17 protein-coding genes are annotated in these 18,411 nt (G+C 48.4%); 6 read left to right on the forward strand and 11 right to left on the reverse strand.

Going from position 1 to position 18,411, the window contains the following annotated elements:
* Positions 1 to 22: 22 nt before the first annotated feature.
* Together BKD12_RS03160 and BKD12_RS03165 are read left to right on the forward strand one after the other, a co-directional pair.
* Positions 23 to 1,102 carry a sensor histidine kinase gene (locus tag BKD12_RS03160; protein ID WP_070087881.1) on the forward strand — a complete coding sequence of 360 codons (1,080 nt, stop codon included), beginning with the start codon at positions 23 to 25 and terminating at the stop codon, positions 1,100 to 1,102.
* Positions 1,099 to 1,818: a response regulator gene (locus BKD12_RS03165; protein ID WP_070087882.1), complete on the forward strand. Its 720-nt coding sequence runs from the start codon at positions 1,099 to 1,101 to the stop codon at positions 1,816 to 1,818. The genes BKD12_RS03160 and BKD12_RS03165 overlap by 4 nt, the downstream gene beginning before the upstream one ends.
* 63 nt (positions 1,819 to 1,881) lie before the next feature.
* Here the strand turns inward: BKD12_RS03165 and pepI are convergent, their stop codons facing one another.
* The 4 genes from pepI to BKD12_RS03185 are packed head-to-tail and all read right to left on the reverse strand — an operon-like array spanning position 1,882 to position 7,183.
* Positions 1,882 to 2,769, reverse strand: coding sequence for a proline iminopeptidase (pepI, locus tag BKD12_RS03170; RefSeq protein WP_334293015.1), 888 nt, complete (start codon positions 2,767 to 2,769; stop codon positions 1,882 to 1,884).
* A 13-nt stretch (positions 2,770 to 2,782) separates the two neighbouring features.
* The gene (locus BKD12_RS03175; RefSeq protein WP_070087884.1) at positions 2,783 to 4,063 is read right to left on the reverse strand and encodes an L-cysteine desulfidase family protein; all 1,281 of its coding nucleotides are present in this window, start codon (positions 4,061 to 4,063) and stop codon (positions 2,783 to 2,785) included.
* Between the two features lie 52 nt (positions 4,064 to 4,115).
* Positions 4,116 to 4,973: a YitT family protein gene (locus BKD12_RS03180; protein ID WP_242872691.1), complete on the reverse strand. Its 858-nt coding sequence runs from the start codon at positions 4,971 to 4,973 to the stop codon at positions 4,116 to 4,118.
* 53 nt (positions 4,974 to 5,026) lie between these two features.
* Positions 5,027 to 7,183 carry a Tex family protein gene (locus BKD12_RS03185; protein WP_070087886.1) on the reverse strand — a complete coding sequence of 719 codons (2,157 nt, stop codon included), beginning with the start codon at positions 7,181 to 7,183 and terminating at the stop codon, positions 5,027 to 5,029.
* Positions 7,184 to 7,346: 163 nt separating this feature from the next.
* Between BKD12_RS03185 and BKD12_RS03190 the strand changes: the two genes are divergently transcribed.
* From BKD12_RS03190 to BKD12_RS03205, 4 genes are all read left to right on the forward strand, one after another.
* Positions 7,347 to 7,949, forward strand: a complete 603-nt coding sequence (locus tag BKD12_RS03190; protein ID WP_070087887.1) for a TetR/AcrR family transcriptional regulator — start codon at positions 7,347 to 7,349, stop codon at positions 7,947 to 7,949.
* A 24-nt stretch (positions 7,950 to 7,973) separates the two neighbouring features.
* On the forward strand, positions 7,974 to 8,894 hold the full coding sequence (locus BKD12_RS03195) for a diacylglycerol/lipid kinase family protein (protein WP_070087888.1): 921 nt from the start codon (positions 7,974 to 7,976) through the stop codon (positions 8,892 to 8,894).
* Positions 8,895 to 8,989: 95 nt separating this feature from the next.
* Positions 8,990 to 9,658, forward strand: a complete 669-nt coding sequence (locus BKD12_RS03200) for a phosphatase PAP2 family protein (RefSeq protein ID WP_070087889.1) — start codon at positions 8,990 to 8,992, stop codon at positions 9,656 to 9,658.
* Between the two features lie 62 nt (positions 9,659 to 9,720).
* Complete coding sequence (locus BKD12_RS03205) at positions 9,721 to 10,143, forward strand: bacteriohemerythrin (protein ID WP_070087890.1); 423 nt, start codon at positions 9,721 to 9,723, stop codon at positions 10,141 to 10,143.
* Positions 10,144 to 10,208: 65 nt separating this feature from the next.
* On the opposite strand, the gene BKD12_RS03210 is transcribed toward BKD12_RS03205, so the two are convergent.
* The 7 genes from BKD12_RS03210 to BKD12_RS03240 all read right to left on the reverse strand — a co-directional run bounded on the left by BKD12_RS03210 (position 10,209) and on the right by BKD12_RS03240 (position 18,381).
* Positions 10,209 to 10,733 carry a nitroreductase family protein gene (locus BKD12_RS03210; RefSeq protein ID WP_070087891.1) on the reverse strand — a complete coding sequence of 175 codons (525 nt, stop codon included), beginning with the start codon at positions 10,731 to 10,733 and terminating at the stop codon, positions 10,209 to 10,211.
* Positions 10,734 to 10,884: 151 nt separating this feature from the next.
* Positions 10,885 to 11,862 carry an electron transfer flavoprotein subunit alpha/FixB family protein gene (locus BKD12_RS03215; RefSeq protein WP_070087892.1) on the reverse strand — a complete coding sequence of 326 codons (978 nt, stop codon included), beginning with the start codon at positions 11,860 to 11,862 and terminating at the stop codon, positions 10,885 to 10,887.
* Complete coding sequence (locus tag BKD12_RS03220) at positions 11,862 to 12,656, reverse strand: electron transfer flavoprotein subunit beta/FixA family protein (protein ID WP_070087893.1); 795 nt, start codon at positions 12,654 to 12,656, stop codon at positions 11,862 to 11,864. The genes BKD12_RS03215 and BKD12_RS03220 overlap by 1 nt, the downstream gene beginning before the upstream one ends.
* A 23-nt stretch (positions 12,657 to 12,679) precedes the next feature.
* Positions 12,680 to 13,840: an NAD(P)/FAD-dependent oxidoreductase gene (locus BKD12_RS03225; RefSeq protein ID WP_070087894.1), complete on the reverse strand. Its 1,161-nt coding sequence runs from the start codon at positions 13,838 to 13,840 to the stop codon at positions 12,680 to 12,682.
* A gap of 33 nt (positions 13,841 to 13,873) precedes the next feature.
* A complete protein-coding gene (locus BKD12_RS03230; protein WP_070087895.1) occupies positions 13,874 to 15,124 on the reverse strand; it encodes a Zn-dependent hydrolase in 1,251 nt (416 codons plus the stop codon).
* Positions 15,125 to 15,328: 204 nt separating this feature from the next.
* Positions 15,329 to 17,002, reverse strand: coding sequence for a PucR family transcriptional regulator (locus tag BKD12_RS03235; RefSeq protein ID WP_070088023.1), 1,674 nt, complete (start codon positions 17,000 to 17,002; stop codon positions 15,329 to 15,331).
* A gap of 137 nt (positions 17,003 to 17,139) precedes the next feature.
* Positions 17,140 to 18,381 (reverse strand): M20 family metallo-hydrolase, encoded by a 1,242-nt coding sequence (locus BKD12_RS03240; RefSeq protein ID WP_070087896.1) that lies wholly within the window; start codon positions 18,379 to 18,381, stop codon positions 17,140 to 17,142.
* Positions 18,382 to 18,411: the final 30 nt, after the last annotated feature.

Raw genomic sequence — 18,411 nt, forward strand, 5'->3', positions numbered from 1 at the left:
GATTTGATGCTATAATGTCTGTATGAAAAGCACAACTTTAAAAAAAATCATAAACAACAGCATATATACGCTGACACTGCTAATTGCCGCAACGGCTCTTGGATTTGTAATCTTTTACGTCAGCAAAAATAATACCGCCAATATTGCTCTGGTTTATATTCTGGCTCTGCTGATGATTTCCAGGCACACAGCCAGCTATGCATGCGGAATTTTTTCCGCTGTTTTCAGCGTGGTATCCATCAACTGTTTTTTTACATATCCGTTTTTTGCCGTAAATTTCACATTGGATGGATACCCGATTACTTTTATCTTCATGCTGGCCATCGCCGTACTGACCAGCGCTACGACAATCCGGATGAAAAAGCAGGAAAAAATGATAGCTGAACGGGAGCGCAGGATAAACGAAACGGAAAAGGAGCGAATCCGCGCCAACCTTCTCCGGGCTGTCTCCCATGATCTTCGCACCCCTCTTACCAGTATTATCGGCGCCTCCGCATCTTATCTGGAAAACCAGGAGTCGCTGACTCAGCAGGAGTGCACAGATCTGATTTCCACGATCAACGAGGATTCACACTGGCTTTTAAATATGGTTGAAAACCTTCTGTCTGTCACCCGTATCCAGAATGACGGCGGCAAGGTTACGAAAGAACCGGAAATTATTGTAGAAGAAGTTGTATCAGAAGCTATTACCCGGCTGAAAAAGAGGATACCAGGTGCTGATCTGAAAGTTTCCGCCCCGGAGCAGATGCTGATGCTTCCCATGGATCCTTTGCTGATCGAGCAGGTTCTGATCAATCTTCTGGAAAACGCACTGGTACATTCCGGAAGCAATGCACCTGTAGAGCTTGTGATCACTGAAGAAAAGGACACGATAACCTTTCATGTCATCGACCATGGCAAGGGAATCGATGTAGATATTCTGCCGGAGCTTTTAAGCGGACATTATGAAAAGCCCCCCGCATCAGACGCCCACCGCGGCATGGGGATAGGCCTTTCCATCTGCAATACGATCGTGCAGGCCCATGGAGGTATTCTTGCCGCAAAGAATCATGACTCCGGCGCCGAATTTTATTTTACACTTCCCAAGGAGGACAACATATGATAACCCCTAGTTATTCTGTACTGATCATCGAAGATGAGAAAAATATTCTGGACTTCATGACAAAAGCCCTGAAGGCCAATAATTATAAGGTCTTTACTGCAGCTTCCGGCAATGCCGGACTTGCTCTCATTACATCCCAGTGCCCGGATGTAGTTCTTCTGGACCTGGGACTGCCGGATATTGACGGAAATGAAATCATTTCGTCAGTCCGTCAGTGGACCAGCTGCCCTATTATCGTTGTCTCAGCCCGCAGCAGCGAGCGGGACAAGGTAACAGCCCTTGATCTGGGGGCAGATGACTACATCACAAAGCCCTTTGGCACACCGGAGCTCCTGGCCAGGATCCGCGCTTCCCTGCGCCACAGCAACCGCATGGAGTCCAGCGGTCCTCTGTACATTCATCCTTATCAGTGTCATGGGCTTATCATTGACTTTGAAAAAAGAATGATCTCTCTGCACGGAAAGCCTGTCCATCTGACTCCCGTAGAATATAAAATCGTTGCTTTTCTGGCCAGAAACTCCGGAAAGGTCATGACATATTCCGCTATCATGTCCAACATCTGGGGCCCTTATACCGACAGCAACAACCGGATCCTGCGTGTAAACATGGCAAACATCCGCCGAAAGCTGGAGCTTAATCCAGCTCAGCCGGAATACATTTTTACAGAAGTCGGCGTCGGCTACCGGATGAAAGAAGACGAATATGAGGCCGGATAAATGTGATCAAACTGTGAACGGGGACGTACACTTTTGCAAAAAGTGTACGTCCCCGTTCACATATTAGTCATTCTTATTCAGCCATTCTTTCATCAGTTCCACATAGTGGTCATTGTCTTCCACGAAGCACATATGCCTGCATTCCCGGAACAGTTCCCACTCTGCATTCGGGATCCGGTCATACATATATTTAGCGATGTACGGCGTACACAGATCATTTCCGCCGTTGATCACAAGAGTCGGCTCCTTGATATCCTTTAACTGCTCTGTTACGTCATAGTCTTTCAAAGTTCCCTGTGGTGTGAACTCGTTCGGACCCCAGCCTACCACGTAAGCCTCTCCGCCCTTCTTTACCGGACGGCGCAGGCACTCCGGAGAGTCCTCTGTCACTTCTCCTGCCGCGTGGCGAAGCATGTATTCTGTTTCTGCTGCCACATAGGCCGGATCGCTGTAGTCTCCGCTGGAGGTTGCCTTATCGATGGCGTCCTGCATTTCCTGCGGAAGGAACTTGATCATCCTGTGCTGCTCAATGCCCCACATCCAGGATGCCGGCAGCGTACTGGAAAGGATCAGGCTCTTTAATCCTTCCGGCTTATGGTTGCACACATAATCCAGAAGCAGCATACCTCCCCAGGACTGTCCCAGAAGATGCATCTCTGTAAGCCCCAGATGCTCTCTTAAGGCTTTCAGCTCCTCGATCCATGTTTCTGCTGTCCACAGATCCGGACGGTTTTCCACATAAGATTCCCCGCATCCAATCTGGTCATACATAACAAGCTCACGTCCGTCTTCTTCTGCCAGGCGATCCAGCACCTCAAAATAATTGTGCGTAGAACCCGGTCCTCCATGCAGAAGCACCAGCGGCTTTTTATTGCCGGTCTTCTTTCCCACAATACGATAATACGTTTTGTACCCCTTGAATGGCATATAACCTTCTCTGATTTCCATAATGAAAACCTCCTTTTTATTCTTCAATCATCATCTTGATGATCTCTTCATTGGTCACTTTCATACCATCTTTCCCAAGTCGTCCGATATTATGAATGGTTGCTTCCACGCCCCGGGTGACGATACCGTCCCCTGCATAGAACTGCTGTCCTCTCAGATACATATTGTAGCCCAGGATTCCTGCATCCACAGACTCGGCAATCTTGGCGGCACAGGATGCCTTTGCACCGTCACAGACCATACCGGAAACAATAGCCAGCGCATTGACCACCGTGTGGATCACTTCCTCATATCCGCCTCCGCACAGGTATGCAATACCCGCACCTGCTGCCGCTCCTGCACTGACAGCTCCGCAGTATGCAGAAAGTCTTCCGATACCGGTCTTCTGATGGATCGCAACCAGGTTGGACAGAGCCAGCGCCCGGTAAGTCTTGTCCTCATCTGCCTTCAGTTCTTTTGCATATTCCAGCACCGGCAAAGAACAGGTCATTCCCTGATTCCCGCTTCCCGCGTTGATGATGACCGGCAGCTCACAGCCGTTCATCCGGGCGTCGGAGCCTGCTGCCGCCCTTGCCTTTGCCCGCACTTTTACATCCTGATCCCCATAAGTATCCAGGAGCACGCTTCCGATGTTAGCGCCGTAGTCTCCCCGTAACCCTTCATCTGCGATCGCCGTATTATATTCGATCTGACGGGATATGACCTCTCTGATATCATCCACCTCTACCGTGTTGATAAAGTCCCAGATAGCCTTCATATCCAGAAGGCTTCTGTCTGTCAGGCCTTCCTCTGACTCACCCTCTACCGGAATATCCAGCAGTACCTTATGGTCCTTTTCGATGTGCACGATATTGGTGTGATAATTGGCAATCCGCACCTGAGAATAAGAATCCCCCTTCTTCAGCGTCACGATGATCTCAAAGGTAATCCCATTGTCCACGTGCTCCACCGTGATCTTCGTATTTTCCAGGAACTCCTTCATCCGGGCGATCTGTTCATCGGAAACCTCCGCGATCACCTCCAGCTCCTTATCTGCCTGTCCGGCTATGATCCCCGCCGCGGCTGCCGCCGGGATTCCCTTCAAATGATTGGTATTTGGCACGATCACGCTTTTTACATTTTTAATAATACTTCCGCTGGCCTCCACCTTTACTTCATCCGGCACGGCTCCCAGCACCTCTCTTGCTTTTGCCGCCGCATATGCCAGCGCGATCGGCTCCGTACACCCCATTGCCGGAACCAGTTCTTCTTTTAATATCTGGACATATGCCTGATACTTTTCATCGTCTCGTTTCACGATTCCACTCCTTTCTCCTACCTTTTATTATATCTGTAAAACGGACAGATTCCTAGCCTTTTTCATTGTAAACCCGTTCCATGGTAAACCCTCGTCCGCTTACTTCATTGATCTGTGTAATGGTAATAAATGCCTTCGGATCGATACTCTGCACGATCTCCCGCACCGAATACAGCTTTCTGTTCTGTATGACACACAGGACTCCTTTCTGCTCGCGTCCGCCGTATCCGGTCTCAATATGGACCATCGTAACCCCGGCGTCAATATCCTTTAATACCCTCTCTTTGATCTCATCGTATTTATCCGAGATGATAAACAGCTGGATCTGAGATTTTCCAAGAAGCATTACCCGGTTCATGAACACCGTTTCCAGTACCAGCGTCATGATACCGTAGAGCACCTGCTCCGATGTGGAATCGAAGATCTGGCTTCCCAGCACGAGAAAATCCACCACGTAGAGCAGCACCGCCACTGGAATATGGAACCATTTGTGGAAGATCAGCGCCAGGATGTCGGTTCCTCCCGTAGAGGATCCCACCTTGACGATCAGGCCGATTCCCGCTCCCAGGAGAACTCCTCCGTAGAGCGTCGCCAGCATAATATTATCTGTCAGCTCGGTAATCCCGGGTATCATCTGTGCTACAGACAAAAATGCCGGATAAGCAAAGGTACTGACTATCGTTGTCAGAGCAAACCTCTTCCCCAGCACCAGCGTCCCCCATACAAAGAGAAACGCATTGACCGCCAGGATCAGCGAGGACAGCGGCAGGGAAATAACTCTGCTCAGCAAAAGGCCGATACCAGTAGCCCCGCCCATAATAATCCCGTGAGGGACAATAAAAGCCGCAACCGAAAATGCAAGTATCGCATTTCCTCCCAGCACGCCGAGAACGGTCTGCAGCAGTTTCATATTCTTATTCCCCATATCAAAAACCTCTCTTTCTCTTCTGCTGTTCTACTTTCCTACGAAATCCCCTTCATGGTCAGCTGAATCCTCTTTCTCTTAAGATCCACACTCAGCACTTTTACATCTACGATATCCCCTACATGTACGACCTCCAGCGGATGTTTGATATACTTTTTGTCGGTGATCTCGGAAATATGGACCAGTCCGTCCTGGTGCACTCCGATATCCACAAACACCCCAAAATCTATGACATTCCGGACCGTGCCCTTCAGCACCATGCCTTCTTTCAGATCCTTCATATCCAGCACATCTGTCCGCAGGATCGGCCCCGGCATTTCTTCTCTTGGATCGCGTCCCGGCTTTTCCAGCTCCTTTACAATATCCCGCAGGGTGATCTCTCCCGTCTGCAGTTCCTCCGAAAGCCTATGATAGTCCCTGATCGTAAGCGACAGGCCTTTCAGATTGCCTTTCCGGATATCCTCCGGCGTAAAGCCCTGTTTCTTTAGAAGCTTCTCGGCCGCTTCATAGGATTCCGGATGCACGCTGGTCCCATCCAGCGGATTTTTCCCGTCAGAGATCCGCAGGAAGCCTGCACACTGTTCAAAGGCCTTCGGTCCCAGCTTTGCCACCTTTAAAAGCTCTTTTCGGTCTGTAAACTTCCCGTTTTCCTCCCGGTAGGCCACGATATTTTTTGCGATTGCGCCGGAAATTCCGGAAATGTAGGAAAGAAGCGGCGCCGATGCCGTATTCAGATCCACACCCACACGGTTTACACAGTCTTCCACCACACCGGACAGTGCTTCATTCAGCTTTTTCTGATTCATATCATGCTGATACTGCCCCACGCCGATGGCTTTGGGATCGATCTTTACCAACTCTGCCAAAGGATCCTGCAGCCGTCTTGCGATCGAAGCAGCGCTCCTTTGGCCCACATCAAATTTAGGGAACTCCTCGCTGGCCAGCTTGCTGGCGGAGTATACGGACGCTCCCGCCTCGCTGACGATCACATACTGCACCTTCTGCGGGATCTCCTTTAACAATTCCACAATGAACTGCTCGGATTCCCGGGACGCTGTCCCGTTCCCCAGAGAGATCAGTGTAACATGATATTTCTCAATAATTTTCTTCAGCAGATCCTTAGAAGCCTGGATCTTCTTCGGCGTGGTCGGCGCTGTCGGATAGATGACTGTAGTGCCGATGACCTTTCCCGTAGGATTGACCACCGCAAGCTTACACCCGGTACGAAAGGCCGGGTCCCATCCAAGGACAGTCTGCCCTACGATCGGAGGCTGCATCAGAAGCTGCTCCAAATTCTTTTTAAACACCTGGATTGCTCCGTCTTCCGCTTTTTCTGTCAGTTCATTTCTGATCTCCCGTTCAATGGCCGGTGCGATCAGACGCTTGTAGCTGTCATCCGCCGCCTCCTTCAGCACCGGAGTCGTGTACGGATTGTCGCTTCGCAGGATCTTCTTATAAAGATACCGCAGGATTTCCTCTTCCGGCGCCTCCACTTTTACGGTCAGAAACTTTTCCTTCTCTCCACGGTTCAGCGCAAGCACCCGGTGCCCGGCAAGCTTTCCTGCCGGCTCCTCGAAATCATAATACATCTCATAAACGGACTCTGCCTCCGGATCCTTTGCCGCGGAGATGACCCGTCCCTTTTTCATCGTCACAGAACGGATATAGCTCCGGTAATCCGCATCATCCGAAATGTTCTCCGCAATGATGTCCCGGGCGCCCTGAATCGCCTCTGCCGCGCTTTTCACGCCCTTTTCCTCATCTACATATTCCTCCGCCAGTTCTTCTGGCGGACGGTCTGTTTTCTGTAATGTGATCAGAACGGCCAGCGGCTCCAGCCCTTTTTCCTTGGCAATCGCTGCTCTGGTCCTTCGCTTTGGCCGGTAGGGGCGGTACAGGTCTTCCACTACCACCATCGTTTCGGCCGCCAGGATCTGATTCTTCAGCTCCTCTGTCAGCTTTCCCTGCTCCTCGATACTTCCCAGCACCTGCTCCTTCTTTTCTTCCAGTCCCCGCAGGTAGGTAAGCCTCTCGTGAAGCGTCCTGAGCTGCTCATCATTAAGCGTTCCTGTGGCCTCCTTCCGGTATCTGGCGATAAAGGGAATGGTGCTGCCCTCGTCGATCAGACGGACGGCCGCATCCACCTGCCACCTTTTTACCCCCAGCTCTTCTGTGATCTTTTGATTTATATCCATCTTCCATATCCTTTCTATTTTTACACCGAAACTAATTATAACGAATAATCCCCTGCTTAGCAACAGTCTTGGGCATACCGAGTTCACTCTGTTTTCTTGAAAAAAAGGGGGCCTCATGCTATACTGAAATCAACTTAAAAACAATCAAAAGGGAGTATTGCTCATGGAAACAAATATCCAGGAACTTTCCAAACAGCAGCTAAAATCAAGGGAAACAAAAGCAAAGATTTTCCGGGCTGCCAAACAGATCCTGAAAGAGCAGGGCTACGAGGCCCTTTCTATCAAAAACATATGCGAAGAGGCCGGCGTATCCAACGGCAGCTTTTACCATCATTTCAAGACCAAGGACGATCTTCTTTCCTATTATATTGAAGAACAGCCTCGCATCGATCCCAGCTATCTGGATCTGCCGGGAACTCCGGAGGAGGCAAAGACCGCGATCATCCGTGTTTATCTGAATTATGTCCACTACTGCCAGGAATTAGGCCTGGAGTTTGTGTCCAATTATTATACGCCGAAAAACCAGTCCCTGAATCCTCTGATCCGTACGGAGCGCCCCTATCCGATCGTCACGGTCCACGATTATCTGCAAAAGGCGATTGATGCCGGAGTGGTTCGTCTTCCTCTTCCTTTAGAGGACGTGACCACGGATATCCGCATGATCGTGATCGGCAATGTATTCGAATGGTGTCTGAAGGACGGAAAAGCCGATTTTGAAGGTAATATGGCCCGCTCTCTGAAAATATATCTGGACGGGCTTTTTTAGGCTGTAGAAAGAAGGAACTCTGCCATGTATCATTTTATTATCAATCCTGCTGCCAGATCCGGGCTTGGAGAACACATGTGGAAGAAACTGGAGCCTTTGCTGAAACAGCGCCGCATCTCTTATCAGGCGGTATTTACCCGGTATCAGTCCCATGCTACTAAGATCGCAGAAGAGATCACCTCTGACGGCGACCGCCATACACTGATCGTCCTCGGCGGCGACGGGACAGTCAATGAAGTTATCAATGGAATTGTTTACCTGGGACAGACAGAGCTCGGCTATATACCGCTTGGATCCAGCAACGATCTTGCCCGGGGACTTGAGCTTCCTTCCGATCCGGAAAAAGCTCTTTTTTCCATTCTTAATGCACCGGCCCGCCCGGTCGATATTGGCTGCGTCAGATACGGCGGCAGGACACGGCGTTTTATCGTAAGCTCCGGGTTTGGATTCGATGCTTCTGTCTGTCACCAGGTCATGGTTTCCCGGCTGAAGCCCCTGCTCAACAGACTGCACCTTGGAAAGCTGACCTATGCAGGCGTCGCACTCCAGCTTTTATTCTTTCTGCGTCCACAGAACATGCAGATGATCCTGGACGGACAGGAAAAGATTTCCTTTCACGGCGTATACTTTGCCGCTGCTATGAATCTTCCCTTTGAGGGCGGCGGCTTCAAATTCTGCCCCCATGCGGACTGCCGTGACGGCAAGCTCAATATCATCGTCGTTTCAGGCCTTTCCAAGCTAAAGGTACTGTTACTCCTGCCTACAGCTTTCTTCGGACTTCACACCCGTTTTCACGGTGTGCACACTTACACCTGCCATAGCGCAGAGTTCCTGAGTGCGGCAGAGCTTCCGGTCCATACAGACGGCGAACCCGTTCTCCGTCAGCAGCGTATGATGGTCCGGCTGGAAAATGAAAAACTTCTTATGAAAATTATTAACAAATAGTGAAGACGGTTGTTGATTTATTTTTTTCATGTTATAATCCATTGAGAATCCGGAATATGATATATTTAAGACATTTGCAAAAGGGAGTATGCATAATGAATATTAGAAAGACAGCCGGAAAAATACTAAAAAAATACAGTCATGCATGGGTATTTCTGTACGCTCTGATCTATATGCCCTGGTTCACCTGGCTGGAAAAGAGAACCGGAGTACAGTACACCATGGTACACTCTCCTCTGGATTCCTATATTCCATTTATAGAGTATTTTGTCATACCGTATCTTTTGTGGTTTGTATTTATTGCCACAACAGGACTATATTTTTTCTTTACCGAAAAACAGAGTTTTTACAGAATGGCCGCATTTACAATTACAGGAATGACACTTTTTCTGATCATATGCACCTTCTTTCCGAACGGACAGGAGCTGCGTCCTCATACATTTGAGCATGACAACATTTTTGTATCGCTTGTGCAGGTTATCTATGCTACGGATACACCGACCAATGTCCTTCCCAGCCTTCACGTATTTAACTCGCTGGGAGCCTCTGTGGCAATCGCGCACAGCCCTCGCTTAAGGAAGCACCCTCTAGTCCGCTACGGCGCTTATTGTCTGGCGGCACTGATCATTCTGTCTACCGTATTTTTAAAACAACATTCTGTAACGGACGTATTTGCCGCATTTGCCATGGCGCTTCTGATCTATCCTCTGGTCTACGTACTACAGGATAAGAAAGCTCCTAAGCTGTTAAAACAGCCTATATAAAAATAAACACGTATATGCTATAATGAGAAAAAATGTCGAACAAAAGGAAGGAGATATGAACTATGTACGCAGAATTTACTGATAATCTGGTGACCGGAAATGAAATGATCGATTCCCAGCACAAAGAACTGATTGAAAGAATGAACAAGCTGTTGGAAAGCTGTGAGCAGAGTAACGATAAAGCAGTTGCCGTAAAGACTCTTGACTACCTTGCAGACTACACCGACTACCATTTCTCCGCCGAGGAGCAGCTTCAAAGAGAAATCGAATATCCCGGATTCGCAAAACATCACGAGCAGCATGAGGCGTTCCGCCAGACCATCAAAGAGCTGGACGAAATGCTTGAAGAGGAAGAAGGTCCTTCCAATGCCTTCGTAGAAAAAGTCCAGGAAAATATCGTAAACTGGTTTTACACTCATATTCAGGGCTTTGACCGCTCTGTAGCAGAGTATAAAAATATGAGAAAAAGCGGCGACCGCCTGTAAAGAATAAAAATGTGGCCCTGTCTGACGGCAGATTCCAACCGTCCGGCAGGGCCTTTTTTATCATCCTAGAACTTCTCGTAGTGTACCTTCTCCATCGGCAGTTTATCCAGCTCATAGGCATCTGCTTTTGCAGCCGGCATACCAAGGACCAGAATAGCCTGGAGTTTATATTTCTCCGGGAATCCCAGTCTTGCACGTACATACTCCTCTGTTGTGGTGTCTGCATCCGCATTTCTGAGTCTTCCCTGCAGCCAGCAGCTTCCAACACCCAGGTGGTCCGCCATCAGATGCATGTTTGTCATAGCTACGGAGCAGTCCTCTACCCATACATCCTGCGCCTCGGCATCCCCGATCACAACAATGGCACATTTCGCTTCTTTTAACATAGCAACTCCGCCTTCACGGCATCCTGCTAATTCATCCAGCATAGCTTTGTCCTTTACGACAATAAATTCCCACGGACGTTTTGCTTTTCCTGATTCAGAAAGCAGCCCCGCCTGAAGGATCTTCGTAAGGCTTTCTTCCGGGATCTCCTCCTCTGTGTATTTCCGGATACTCCGGCGTGATCTCATCATGTCTAATAATTCCATTATTAACGCTTCCTTTCTTTTATATATGTTTTATATCAAGCAGGAGCTTTCTGCCCTGCTCTCCGGCTTTCTCACCCAAAACGGGGGAAGGATTGCTGCCATATCTATTATAACAACAATCCTTCGCTTTTGCATTATATAAATTGGAGGGCTATAACTCTAAGTAAGCCTTTAAGACCTCATTTAAATCTGCTGCAATACCATAATCCGCAATATTGTAGATCGGGGCATTTTCATCTGTATTGATGGCAACCATAAGTTTCGTATCTTTGATTCCTTCTGTATGCTGGATTGCTCCGGATACTCCCAGCGAAATGCAGATCTTCGGACGGATCGTAAATCCTGTCTGTCCGATCTGATTCTGGAACGGGATCTGTCCGGTATCCGCAAGCGGTCTCGTTCCGCCGATAGCTGCTCCGATCTTGTCCGCAAATGCTTTCAAAAGCGCAAAGCTTTCCGGTTCCTCGGCTCCTCTTCCGCCTACAACCACAACCTCGGCCGCCAGAATACTATCTGTCTCAGCTTCCGCCGGAACAGCCGATGTCACTTCAATCTTTGACTCAGGAAGGCTGATATCTTCAAAATAGGTAACTTCTGCCTCTCCCGCTCCTTCGTACGGAGTGTAGACTCCGGGTCTCACCGTCATCATCTGGGGATAATATCCTTCTTTTGTCACGATCGTAACAAAAACATTTTCGCCAAAGGAAGGTTTGTTTTGTTTGATATAGTAAGACCCGTCCTCTCTTTTATCTACCAGAAGTTCTGTACAGTCCGCCGTCAGCCCACAGTTCAGCTTTACCGCTACCCGTGAAAAAATGGAACGTCCCATAGGGGTTGCCGGAACCAATACGCTGGAAGGATCTATCTTCTTCAGCATCTCTGCAACCACCTGGCTGAGTGCATCGTCCTGGAATGCACAGTCCCTGTCGGTCTTTACTGCATATATTTCATCCACGCCTGACTGCGTCAACTGATCCACAAGAGCTTCACATTCACTTCCTGCGACGATCGCCTGGATCGGTTCATTCGTCGTCTCTTTTATTTTATGTGCTGCGGAGATCAGTTCTGCTGTGACAGGCTCAATTTTTCCATTATAATTTTCTGCATATACGCAAATTCCATTCGCCATTACTCTTTTCCTTTCTCCGTCTCAATTAACTCTTTCAGCTTTTCAGCCAGCTCCTTCGGTGTTCCCGTCAGGAATTCTGCCTTTCTGTCGCTCTCAGGCTCGAAGGAGTCTGTTACGATAGTAGGTGATCCTGGAAGTCCCACTTTTTCCGGATCCATGCCCATTTCTGCATTCGTGTAGGCCGCAAGCGGTTTGGATTTAGCTGCTCTCTTTGTCCTTAAGGTTGCAAGCCTTGGCTCGTTTGCCCCAAAGTTTACACTTACCAGAGCCGGAAGGGCCGCTTTAATGGTAAGATCCAATCCCTGGAATTTCTTTATGATCGTTACTTTGTCCGGTTCCTCTGCATCATAGGAGACAGACTGAATCTCTGTTACATGCGGAATGTCCAGATATTCTGCCACCATTGCTCCTACCTGACCGGTCGCGCCGTCTGCTGACAGCGCTCCTCCCATGATCAGATCAAATTCTCCATATTTCTTGATGCCTTCTGCCAGCACCTTTGCTGTCGCGATAGTGTCCGCACCTCCGAATACACGGTCAGTGATCAGACAGCTTTCATCACAGCCAAGCGCCATTGCATCTCTCAGCGCCTTCTCTGCGTCCGGAGGTCCCATGGTAAATACCACGACCTTCCCTTCTGTCTGCTCCTTCAGCACAAGCGCCGCCTCAATGGCATTTAAGTCAGACGGATTGATCATTCCTTCTGAGCTTGCGCGTACCAGGGCATGTGTTACAGGATCCACAGATACGTCGTTTGAAACCGGAACTTGTTTTATCAGAACTGCTATATTCATACTATTTATTCTCTCCGTTCTCCTTATTTCATTAAACGCTTGAATGACCAGTCTTCCAGTAATGGTGTTGACTCTCCGCGCATGATCAGTTTTGCAAGATCTCTGCTGGCTGCCGGAGCTTCAATGACACCATTTCCGCCGTATCCTGTAGCCAGGATGTAGCCCTCTACCGGAGTTTCTCCCAGGATCGGAAGGAAGTCCTTTGGCTCTGCTCTGTAGGAAAGCCAGGAAGATACAAGTCCGCTGTCTACAATGCCCGGAACCTTTGCTTCCAGCTGATCTAACAGGAAGTCGATGAAGTAGTCGTCCGTTCCGCCTGTTGCAGGAAGCTTGTCCGGATCCCACTGTCCGGCATGCATCGGATTGCTAAGATCCATGGACAGGTGAGACTTGCAGATAAAGATGTTGTCGCCTGCTCTCAGTGCATAAAATTCCGGATATTTCAGTACCGGGAATGTGTAGCTTAATTTCTTTCCAGGAGGGCAAAGGAAGAAAGCTTCTGCCTTTGTATGCCAGATCGGCACGTCAAGCCCTACCATATCGCCTGTAAATTTGCTCCATGGTCCGGTACAGTCTACAACATAGTCAAATTCATAGGTCTCTCCTTCATCTGTCTTAAGACCTTTGATTTTGTTGTCCTCTACCAAAACTTCCGTTACTTTTACACCAGTCTTAATGGTTCCGCCATTCTTCTGCATTTTCTTTGCATAAGTATTGGAGATCATCGTTCCGTCAAAATATCCATCGTCCTGTGTATAGCCTGCTCCCAGGATGTTTTCTGTAGAAATGTCCGGCAGGATTTCTTTAATACGGTCTTTATCAGTAATATACTCTCCATTGTACCCTGCAGCCTTTGCAAGTGCGATACCGGTCTTGATCGTAGCCTCTACCTGCTCGTTGGTTGCTACTACCAGTGTTCCTGTCTTGTCGAATCCTGCAGATCCTTTTTCTTCTGCTTCCATTTTCAGATAAGACTCAAAACCATAAAGTCTTACGTCCCAGTATCTGTTTCTCAGAGAATCGTCAAACAGACATACAGTTCCTGCTGATTTCGCTGTAGAAGCTCCGCCGATCGTATCCTTTTCAAATACGATAACCTCTGCATTATCATAGAGGCTTAAGTGATAGCCCAGACATGCTCCTGAAATACCTCCACCGATAATACCAATCTTTTTCTTTTCCATACCATTACCTGCCTTTCTTTTTTTCTTTATAATTTATTTAACATGGCTGTCCATGTTATCTGCCTCTAAAATAGTCTCCAGAAGAAGCTGTGCTCCCTGCTCGATATCTGCGTCCTCTGTAAACTCATATCTGGAATGGCTGATGCCGTCCACACTCGGTACAAAGATCATGCCCGTCGGGAATACGCTTGTCATGATCAGAGAATCGTGGAAGGCTCCACTGGGAACCACTTTATATTCCACTCCCATCTTCTTTACAGCCGTCTCAATCGCAGCCTTTACCCATTCAGACATCGGTGCCGGCTCGTGATAGGAAATCTGTGTGAAGCTATACTCCTCGCCCATCTCCTGGCATATCTGATCCAGATATTCCTTTGCAAGCTTTTCAATCTCCGTGATCACTTCCGCATGCTGATCTCTGATCTCCAGATTAAAGGTGCAGCTTCCCGGAACTACGTTCACGGAATTCGGCTGTACTTTGATCGTTCCAACCGTTGCCACCGTGTATTCATTGCCGTTTGCTTTTACGATCTCCGGTACCCGCGCAATAAATCTCGATGCAGCCACCAGTGCATCCTTACGGTCTGCCATAACCGTACTTCCGGCATGGTTTGCCTCTCCGGTGATCACGATTTCATAGCGGCTTACGCCTGCTATGGATGAAACCACGCCGATCGGAGTATGGCTTTTATACAGAGACGCTCCCTGCTCTACGTGAAGTTCCAGGAAGCAATGCACATCCCTCGGATTCATTTTTGCTTTTGGCGCATCTGCCACTGTAATTCCGTAGGATTTGATGACATCTGCTCTCTTATTTCCATATAAATCCATGTCCGATTCTTTAATATCCAGCTCCTGGCCGCAGATAGCACTGCTTCCAAGGAGCCCGCTGCCAAACCGGAATCCTTCTTCATCGGTGAACACGATCACTTCCAGAGGATGCCGGAGCCTCCTGGCGTTTTCCACCAATGTCTCAACCACTTCCAGACCAGATACACATCCTACCACACCGTCATACCTTCCGCCGTCCGGTACTGTATCCAGGTGGGATCCTGTCAGAATCGCGGGGAGCGCCGGATCTTCCCCTTCCAGTCTTGCATGGATATTTCCGGCCTCGTCCACTCTTGGCTCAATGCCAAGCTGCCGGAAGTAATTCATAAATGTTTCTCTTCCCTTTACATCCTCCGGGGAATATGCCATCCGAGTAAAGGTTCCGTCCTCTTCCTTGCCGCACTGATAGATTTCTTCCAGACGGGAGTGAATTCTTTTAACGTTTACTTTCATGATCTCCCTCCATTGTTTACACAATTTGCACAACTAGACTTTTCTATTCTTGTATATCTTCTCTGTTTTGTACATCATTATAGATAATTTTTTAACAAAATACATCGGTGCATCGAGATAAAAAAAGAAAGATAATTTATCTATTCTGGATAAACTATCTTTCGTTTGCTAATTTTCTGTTATATTTATAGATAGATACCGGCACTACAGATAATCCTTATTGTACTTCTCGATCATCTTGTAAACCACAAGCCCGATCCTGAAGGCCAGAACCTCATTGGCATTGTCAAAATCCACACCCGTGATCTTGGCAATCTTTTCAATCCGGTAGGATGCTGTCTTATAATGCACAAACAGATCCTGGGCCGTCTTTGACAGGTTCAGATTCCGGTCCAGGTATGTTTTCAGCGTGATCAGCAGATCATCCCTCTGGGGCTTTTTATAATTGTATAATTTCTGCAGGCCTTCCGGCACGTATTCCAGCAATAGCTCCGGATTGTCCAGTTGGCATAACAGCTTAAAAATGCCAAGGTCTGAAAATAATGTCACCTGAGAGTTTCCATCCTCTGAAATCTCTCCGGCAATATCTACAAAAGTAAACGCCTCATTGGCCTCTTTAAAGCTGTCCGGCAGATTGATCACACCTTCCACCACTTTCCCGACGCCGGCTTTTACCTGCAGTTCTTTATCCTGTCTGCTTACATATGCCTGGACCTTATCCACGATCTCCCGGATCTCCTGCCGGTATTCTTCCTGGGTCTGCTCCTTATTCACTTCCTTGACCACTACGATACGGTCCAGATCATTGTAGATTTTTACGTTTGTCATCTGGCAGGCAATCGCATCACTCAACAGGTGGGTGTCGCTGATCTTGGATTTGAAATCCCGTTTATCACGGTCCTCTCCCTTCAATCCAAACACGATCACGCGGAAGCTTCCATTTATAGGAACTCCCAGAAGACTGGTGTTTTTCTGAAGCTCTGAGATTGAATCGATCTTACCGTTCAGGATATTGTGCATAATGTCGTTCTGGAACTTTTTCTCCAGCTCCGTTACCGAATACTGGCGCACCAGTTCAAACTGAAGCGCCCATATCGCACTCTCTGTGGCAATCGCATCCATAACATCAAAGCTATCTTCTTCTTCTGTGATTACCAGATACAGCCGCTCCCTCAGATTCAGCTTTACTTTTACTATATACTGCTGCCTGTTTTCGATTTGCTGTCTTAGATATTCGTAATTAGAGTAGACTCCCGGCTCATAGCTCTGTGCATCCTTCTGGATCTCCAGACTCCTTTCCGCCCCCTCAGACGCGCCGATACAGTCCAGCTGCCGGTTGAATGCAGCTACCGGGTTGCGGATCAGCTTTGCCAGTACGTCCAGGATCTGGTCTATGGCCACGCCGATAGACTCTGAGCCCAGTACCAGTGCGGAAAAGTTGTCGTGGGTTGTCTTAAAATATTTCAGCCTGGTAACCTCTTCGTTAAAGAGCCGCTCCATAAGCCGGCTCATCACATCCCGGAAGGAAATCTCAAAAGGCATTTCCAGGATAGGGATTGTGTGCTTTCTGGAAAACTGGATCAGATACTCTACTTTGTCCTCCGCCCCTTCTACCGGTTTCCCCCTTTTCAGGATCAGGGCGCTGATCTTTTTCTTCACCAGCTCATCAATATAGTTTTTAAAATCCTCCATAGAGCAGGACCTGAAGGCATAGAGTCCCGTTAGAAGCACCTCTCCGCCATTGATCCACTTCACAATATCCGGTGCCTCTATGATCGTCACACCCTTGATTTCATTGTCCAGTCCTTCTTCCCCGCTGATCAGCCTGGCACCATTCATTTCCTCTTCCATCAACAGGTCTTTTACGTAGATTGCCATATCTTTACTCACCGCCATCTTTTGCCTACCTTTTACAACTATGCTTTATTATAGCATAAAAAGGGCGCTGCCGTACAGCAAAATCCTGCCGGCCGCGCCCTGTCTTATGCATATGTGTTTCGTCGTCCGTCTCTTTTCTATTTTTCCAGATACCGTTTTGCCAGATCCTTCATGATCGTAGCTGCCTTTGCAAATTCACTGTATTTTGTGAACTCTACCGGACAGTGGCTTCTTCCGTCTTTACTTGGTGTAAAGATCATAACAGTCGGAATGGTCTGTCCGATCTCCAGTGAGTCATGTCCCGCGCCGCTTGGCATTCTGCGGTATGTATAACCTCTCTCCTTGCAGTCTGCTTCCATGAAGTCCAGCATCTCGGAAGACAGGTGTACCGGTGTGATGGTCAGCTTGTTGTCCATCTCATAGCTTCCGCCGTACTCTGCCACTTCTTTGTCCAGAGCCTTGCGGATCCGGTTGGTGATATCGTTGATGTTGTCGTTGTTCATGGAACGGATGTCAACCGTAAATTCTACCTTCTCTGCCACGATGTTCATTCCGCCGGGAACGGTGTTGATGTAACCTACCGTAGAAACGGTTCCGTCCGCTTTCTCCCTTGCCCAGTCGGCAATCTTGGAGATTACTTTTGTAGCTGCGTCTACCGCGTCCATTCTCATATCCATCGGTGTGGTTCCCGCATGGTCCGCTCTTCCGTGAACGGTTACCATGTATCTCTGGATTCCAACGATACCTTCTACCAGGCCAAGTTCTGTGCCTTCTGCATCCAGAACCGGTCCCTGCTCGATGTGTGCTTCCAGGAACTGTCCGATGGAGCCTTCCTTCCATGCAGCCTCGCCGATCTTTTCCGGATCCAGGCCGTAGCCCTTCATGGCGTCATAAATGGTCACGCCGTCGGTATCAGCAAATTTTTTGGTGTACTCTACGTCTCTGTGTCCCAGCATTGCTCCGGATCCGAAATATCCGGTTCCGAAACGCATACCTTCCTCATCACAGAAGCCAACCACAACAAAGTTTCTCTTCGGAACAAATCCTTCTTCTTTTAAGATTCTTGCCACTTCAATGGCACAGATCACACCGGCGATACCATCATAGTCTCCGCCGTTTACAACGGAATCATAGTGAGATCCCATCATAACGCAGGGAGCGTCCGGATCTTCGCCTTTGAGGGTTCCGATCACGTTGCCTGCAGCATCTTCCGTAACTTCCAGACCTGCTTCTGTCATCAGTTCCTTCAGATAGTTCACAGCGTCTCTTGCCTCCTTGGTAAACGGCAGTCTTGTACAGCCATTGCCCGGAGTTGCTGTATACTGTTTTAAGTGCTCCAGATCTCTTGCAATTCTTCCTGTTACGTCTTCAATTCCCATACGCTACCTTCCTTTCCCTTCCTTCAGGGA

Origin of the sequence: Merdimonas faecis (assembly GCF_001754075.1) — a bacterium.
Lineage (GTDB): Bacteria > Bacillota > Clostridia > Lachnospirales > Lachnospiraceae > Merdimonas > Merdimonas faecis.

Coding starts and splice junctions, on each gene's coding strand:
- BKD12_RS03200 (WP_070087889.1), top strand. CDS start 8,990: ATGAATATTAGAAAGACAGCCGGAAAAATACTAAAAAAATACAGTCAT.
- BKD12_RS03190 (WP_070087887.1), top strand. CDS start 7,347: ATGGAAACAAATATCCAGGAACTTTCCAAACAGCAGCTAAAATCAAGG.
- BKD12_RS03215 (WP_070087892.1), bottom strand. CDS start 11,862: ATGGCGAATGGAATTTGCGTATATGCAGAAAATTATAATGGAAAAATT.
- BKD12_RS03225 (WP_070087894.1), bottom strand. CDS start 13,840: ATGGAAAAGAAAAAGATTGGTATTATCGGTGGAGGTATTTCAGGAGCA.
- BKD12_RS03195 (WP_070087888.1), top strand. CDS start 7,974: ATGTATCATTTTATTATCAATCCTGCTGCCAGATCCGGGCTTGGAGAA.
- BKD12_RS03235 (WP_070088023.1), bottom strand. CDS start 17,002: ATGGCAATCTACGTAAAAGACCTGTTGATGGAAGAGGAAATGAATGGT.
- BKD12_RS03160 (WP_070087881.1), top strand. CDS start 23: ATGAAAAGCACAACTTTAAAAAAAATCATAAACAACAGCATATATACG.
- BKD12_RS03220 (WP_070087893.1), bottom strand. CDS start 12,656: ATGAATATAGCAGTTCTGATAAAACAAGTTCCGGTTTCAAACGACGTA.
- BKD12_RS03240 (WP_070087896.1), bottom strand. CDS start 18,381: ATGGGAATTGAAGACGTAACAGGAAGAATTGCAAGAGATCTGGAGCAC.
- BKD12_RS03185 (WP_070087886.1), bottom strand. CDS start 7,183: ATGGATATAAATCAAAAGATCACAGAAGAGCTGGGGGTAAAAAGGTGG.
- BKD12_RS03230 (WP_070087895.1), bottom strand. CDS start 15,124: ATGAAAGTAAACGTTAAAAGAATTCACTCCCGTCTGGAAGAAATCTAT.
- BKD12_RS03205 (WP_070087890.1), top strand. CDS start 9,721: ATGTACGCAGAATTTACTGATAATCTGGTGACCGGAAATGAAATGATC.
- BKD12_RS03210 (WP_070087891.1), bottom strand. CDS start 10,733: ATGGAATTATTAGACATGATGAGATCACGCCGGAGTATCCGGAAATAC.
- BKD12_RS03165 (WP_070087882.1), top strand. CDS start 1,099: ATGATAACCCCTAGTTATTCTGTACTGATCATCGAAGATGAGAAAAAT.
- BKD12_RS03180 (WP_242872691.1), bottom strand. CDS start 4,973: ATGAAACTGCTGCAGACCGTTCTCGGCGTGCTGGGAGGAAATGCGATA.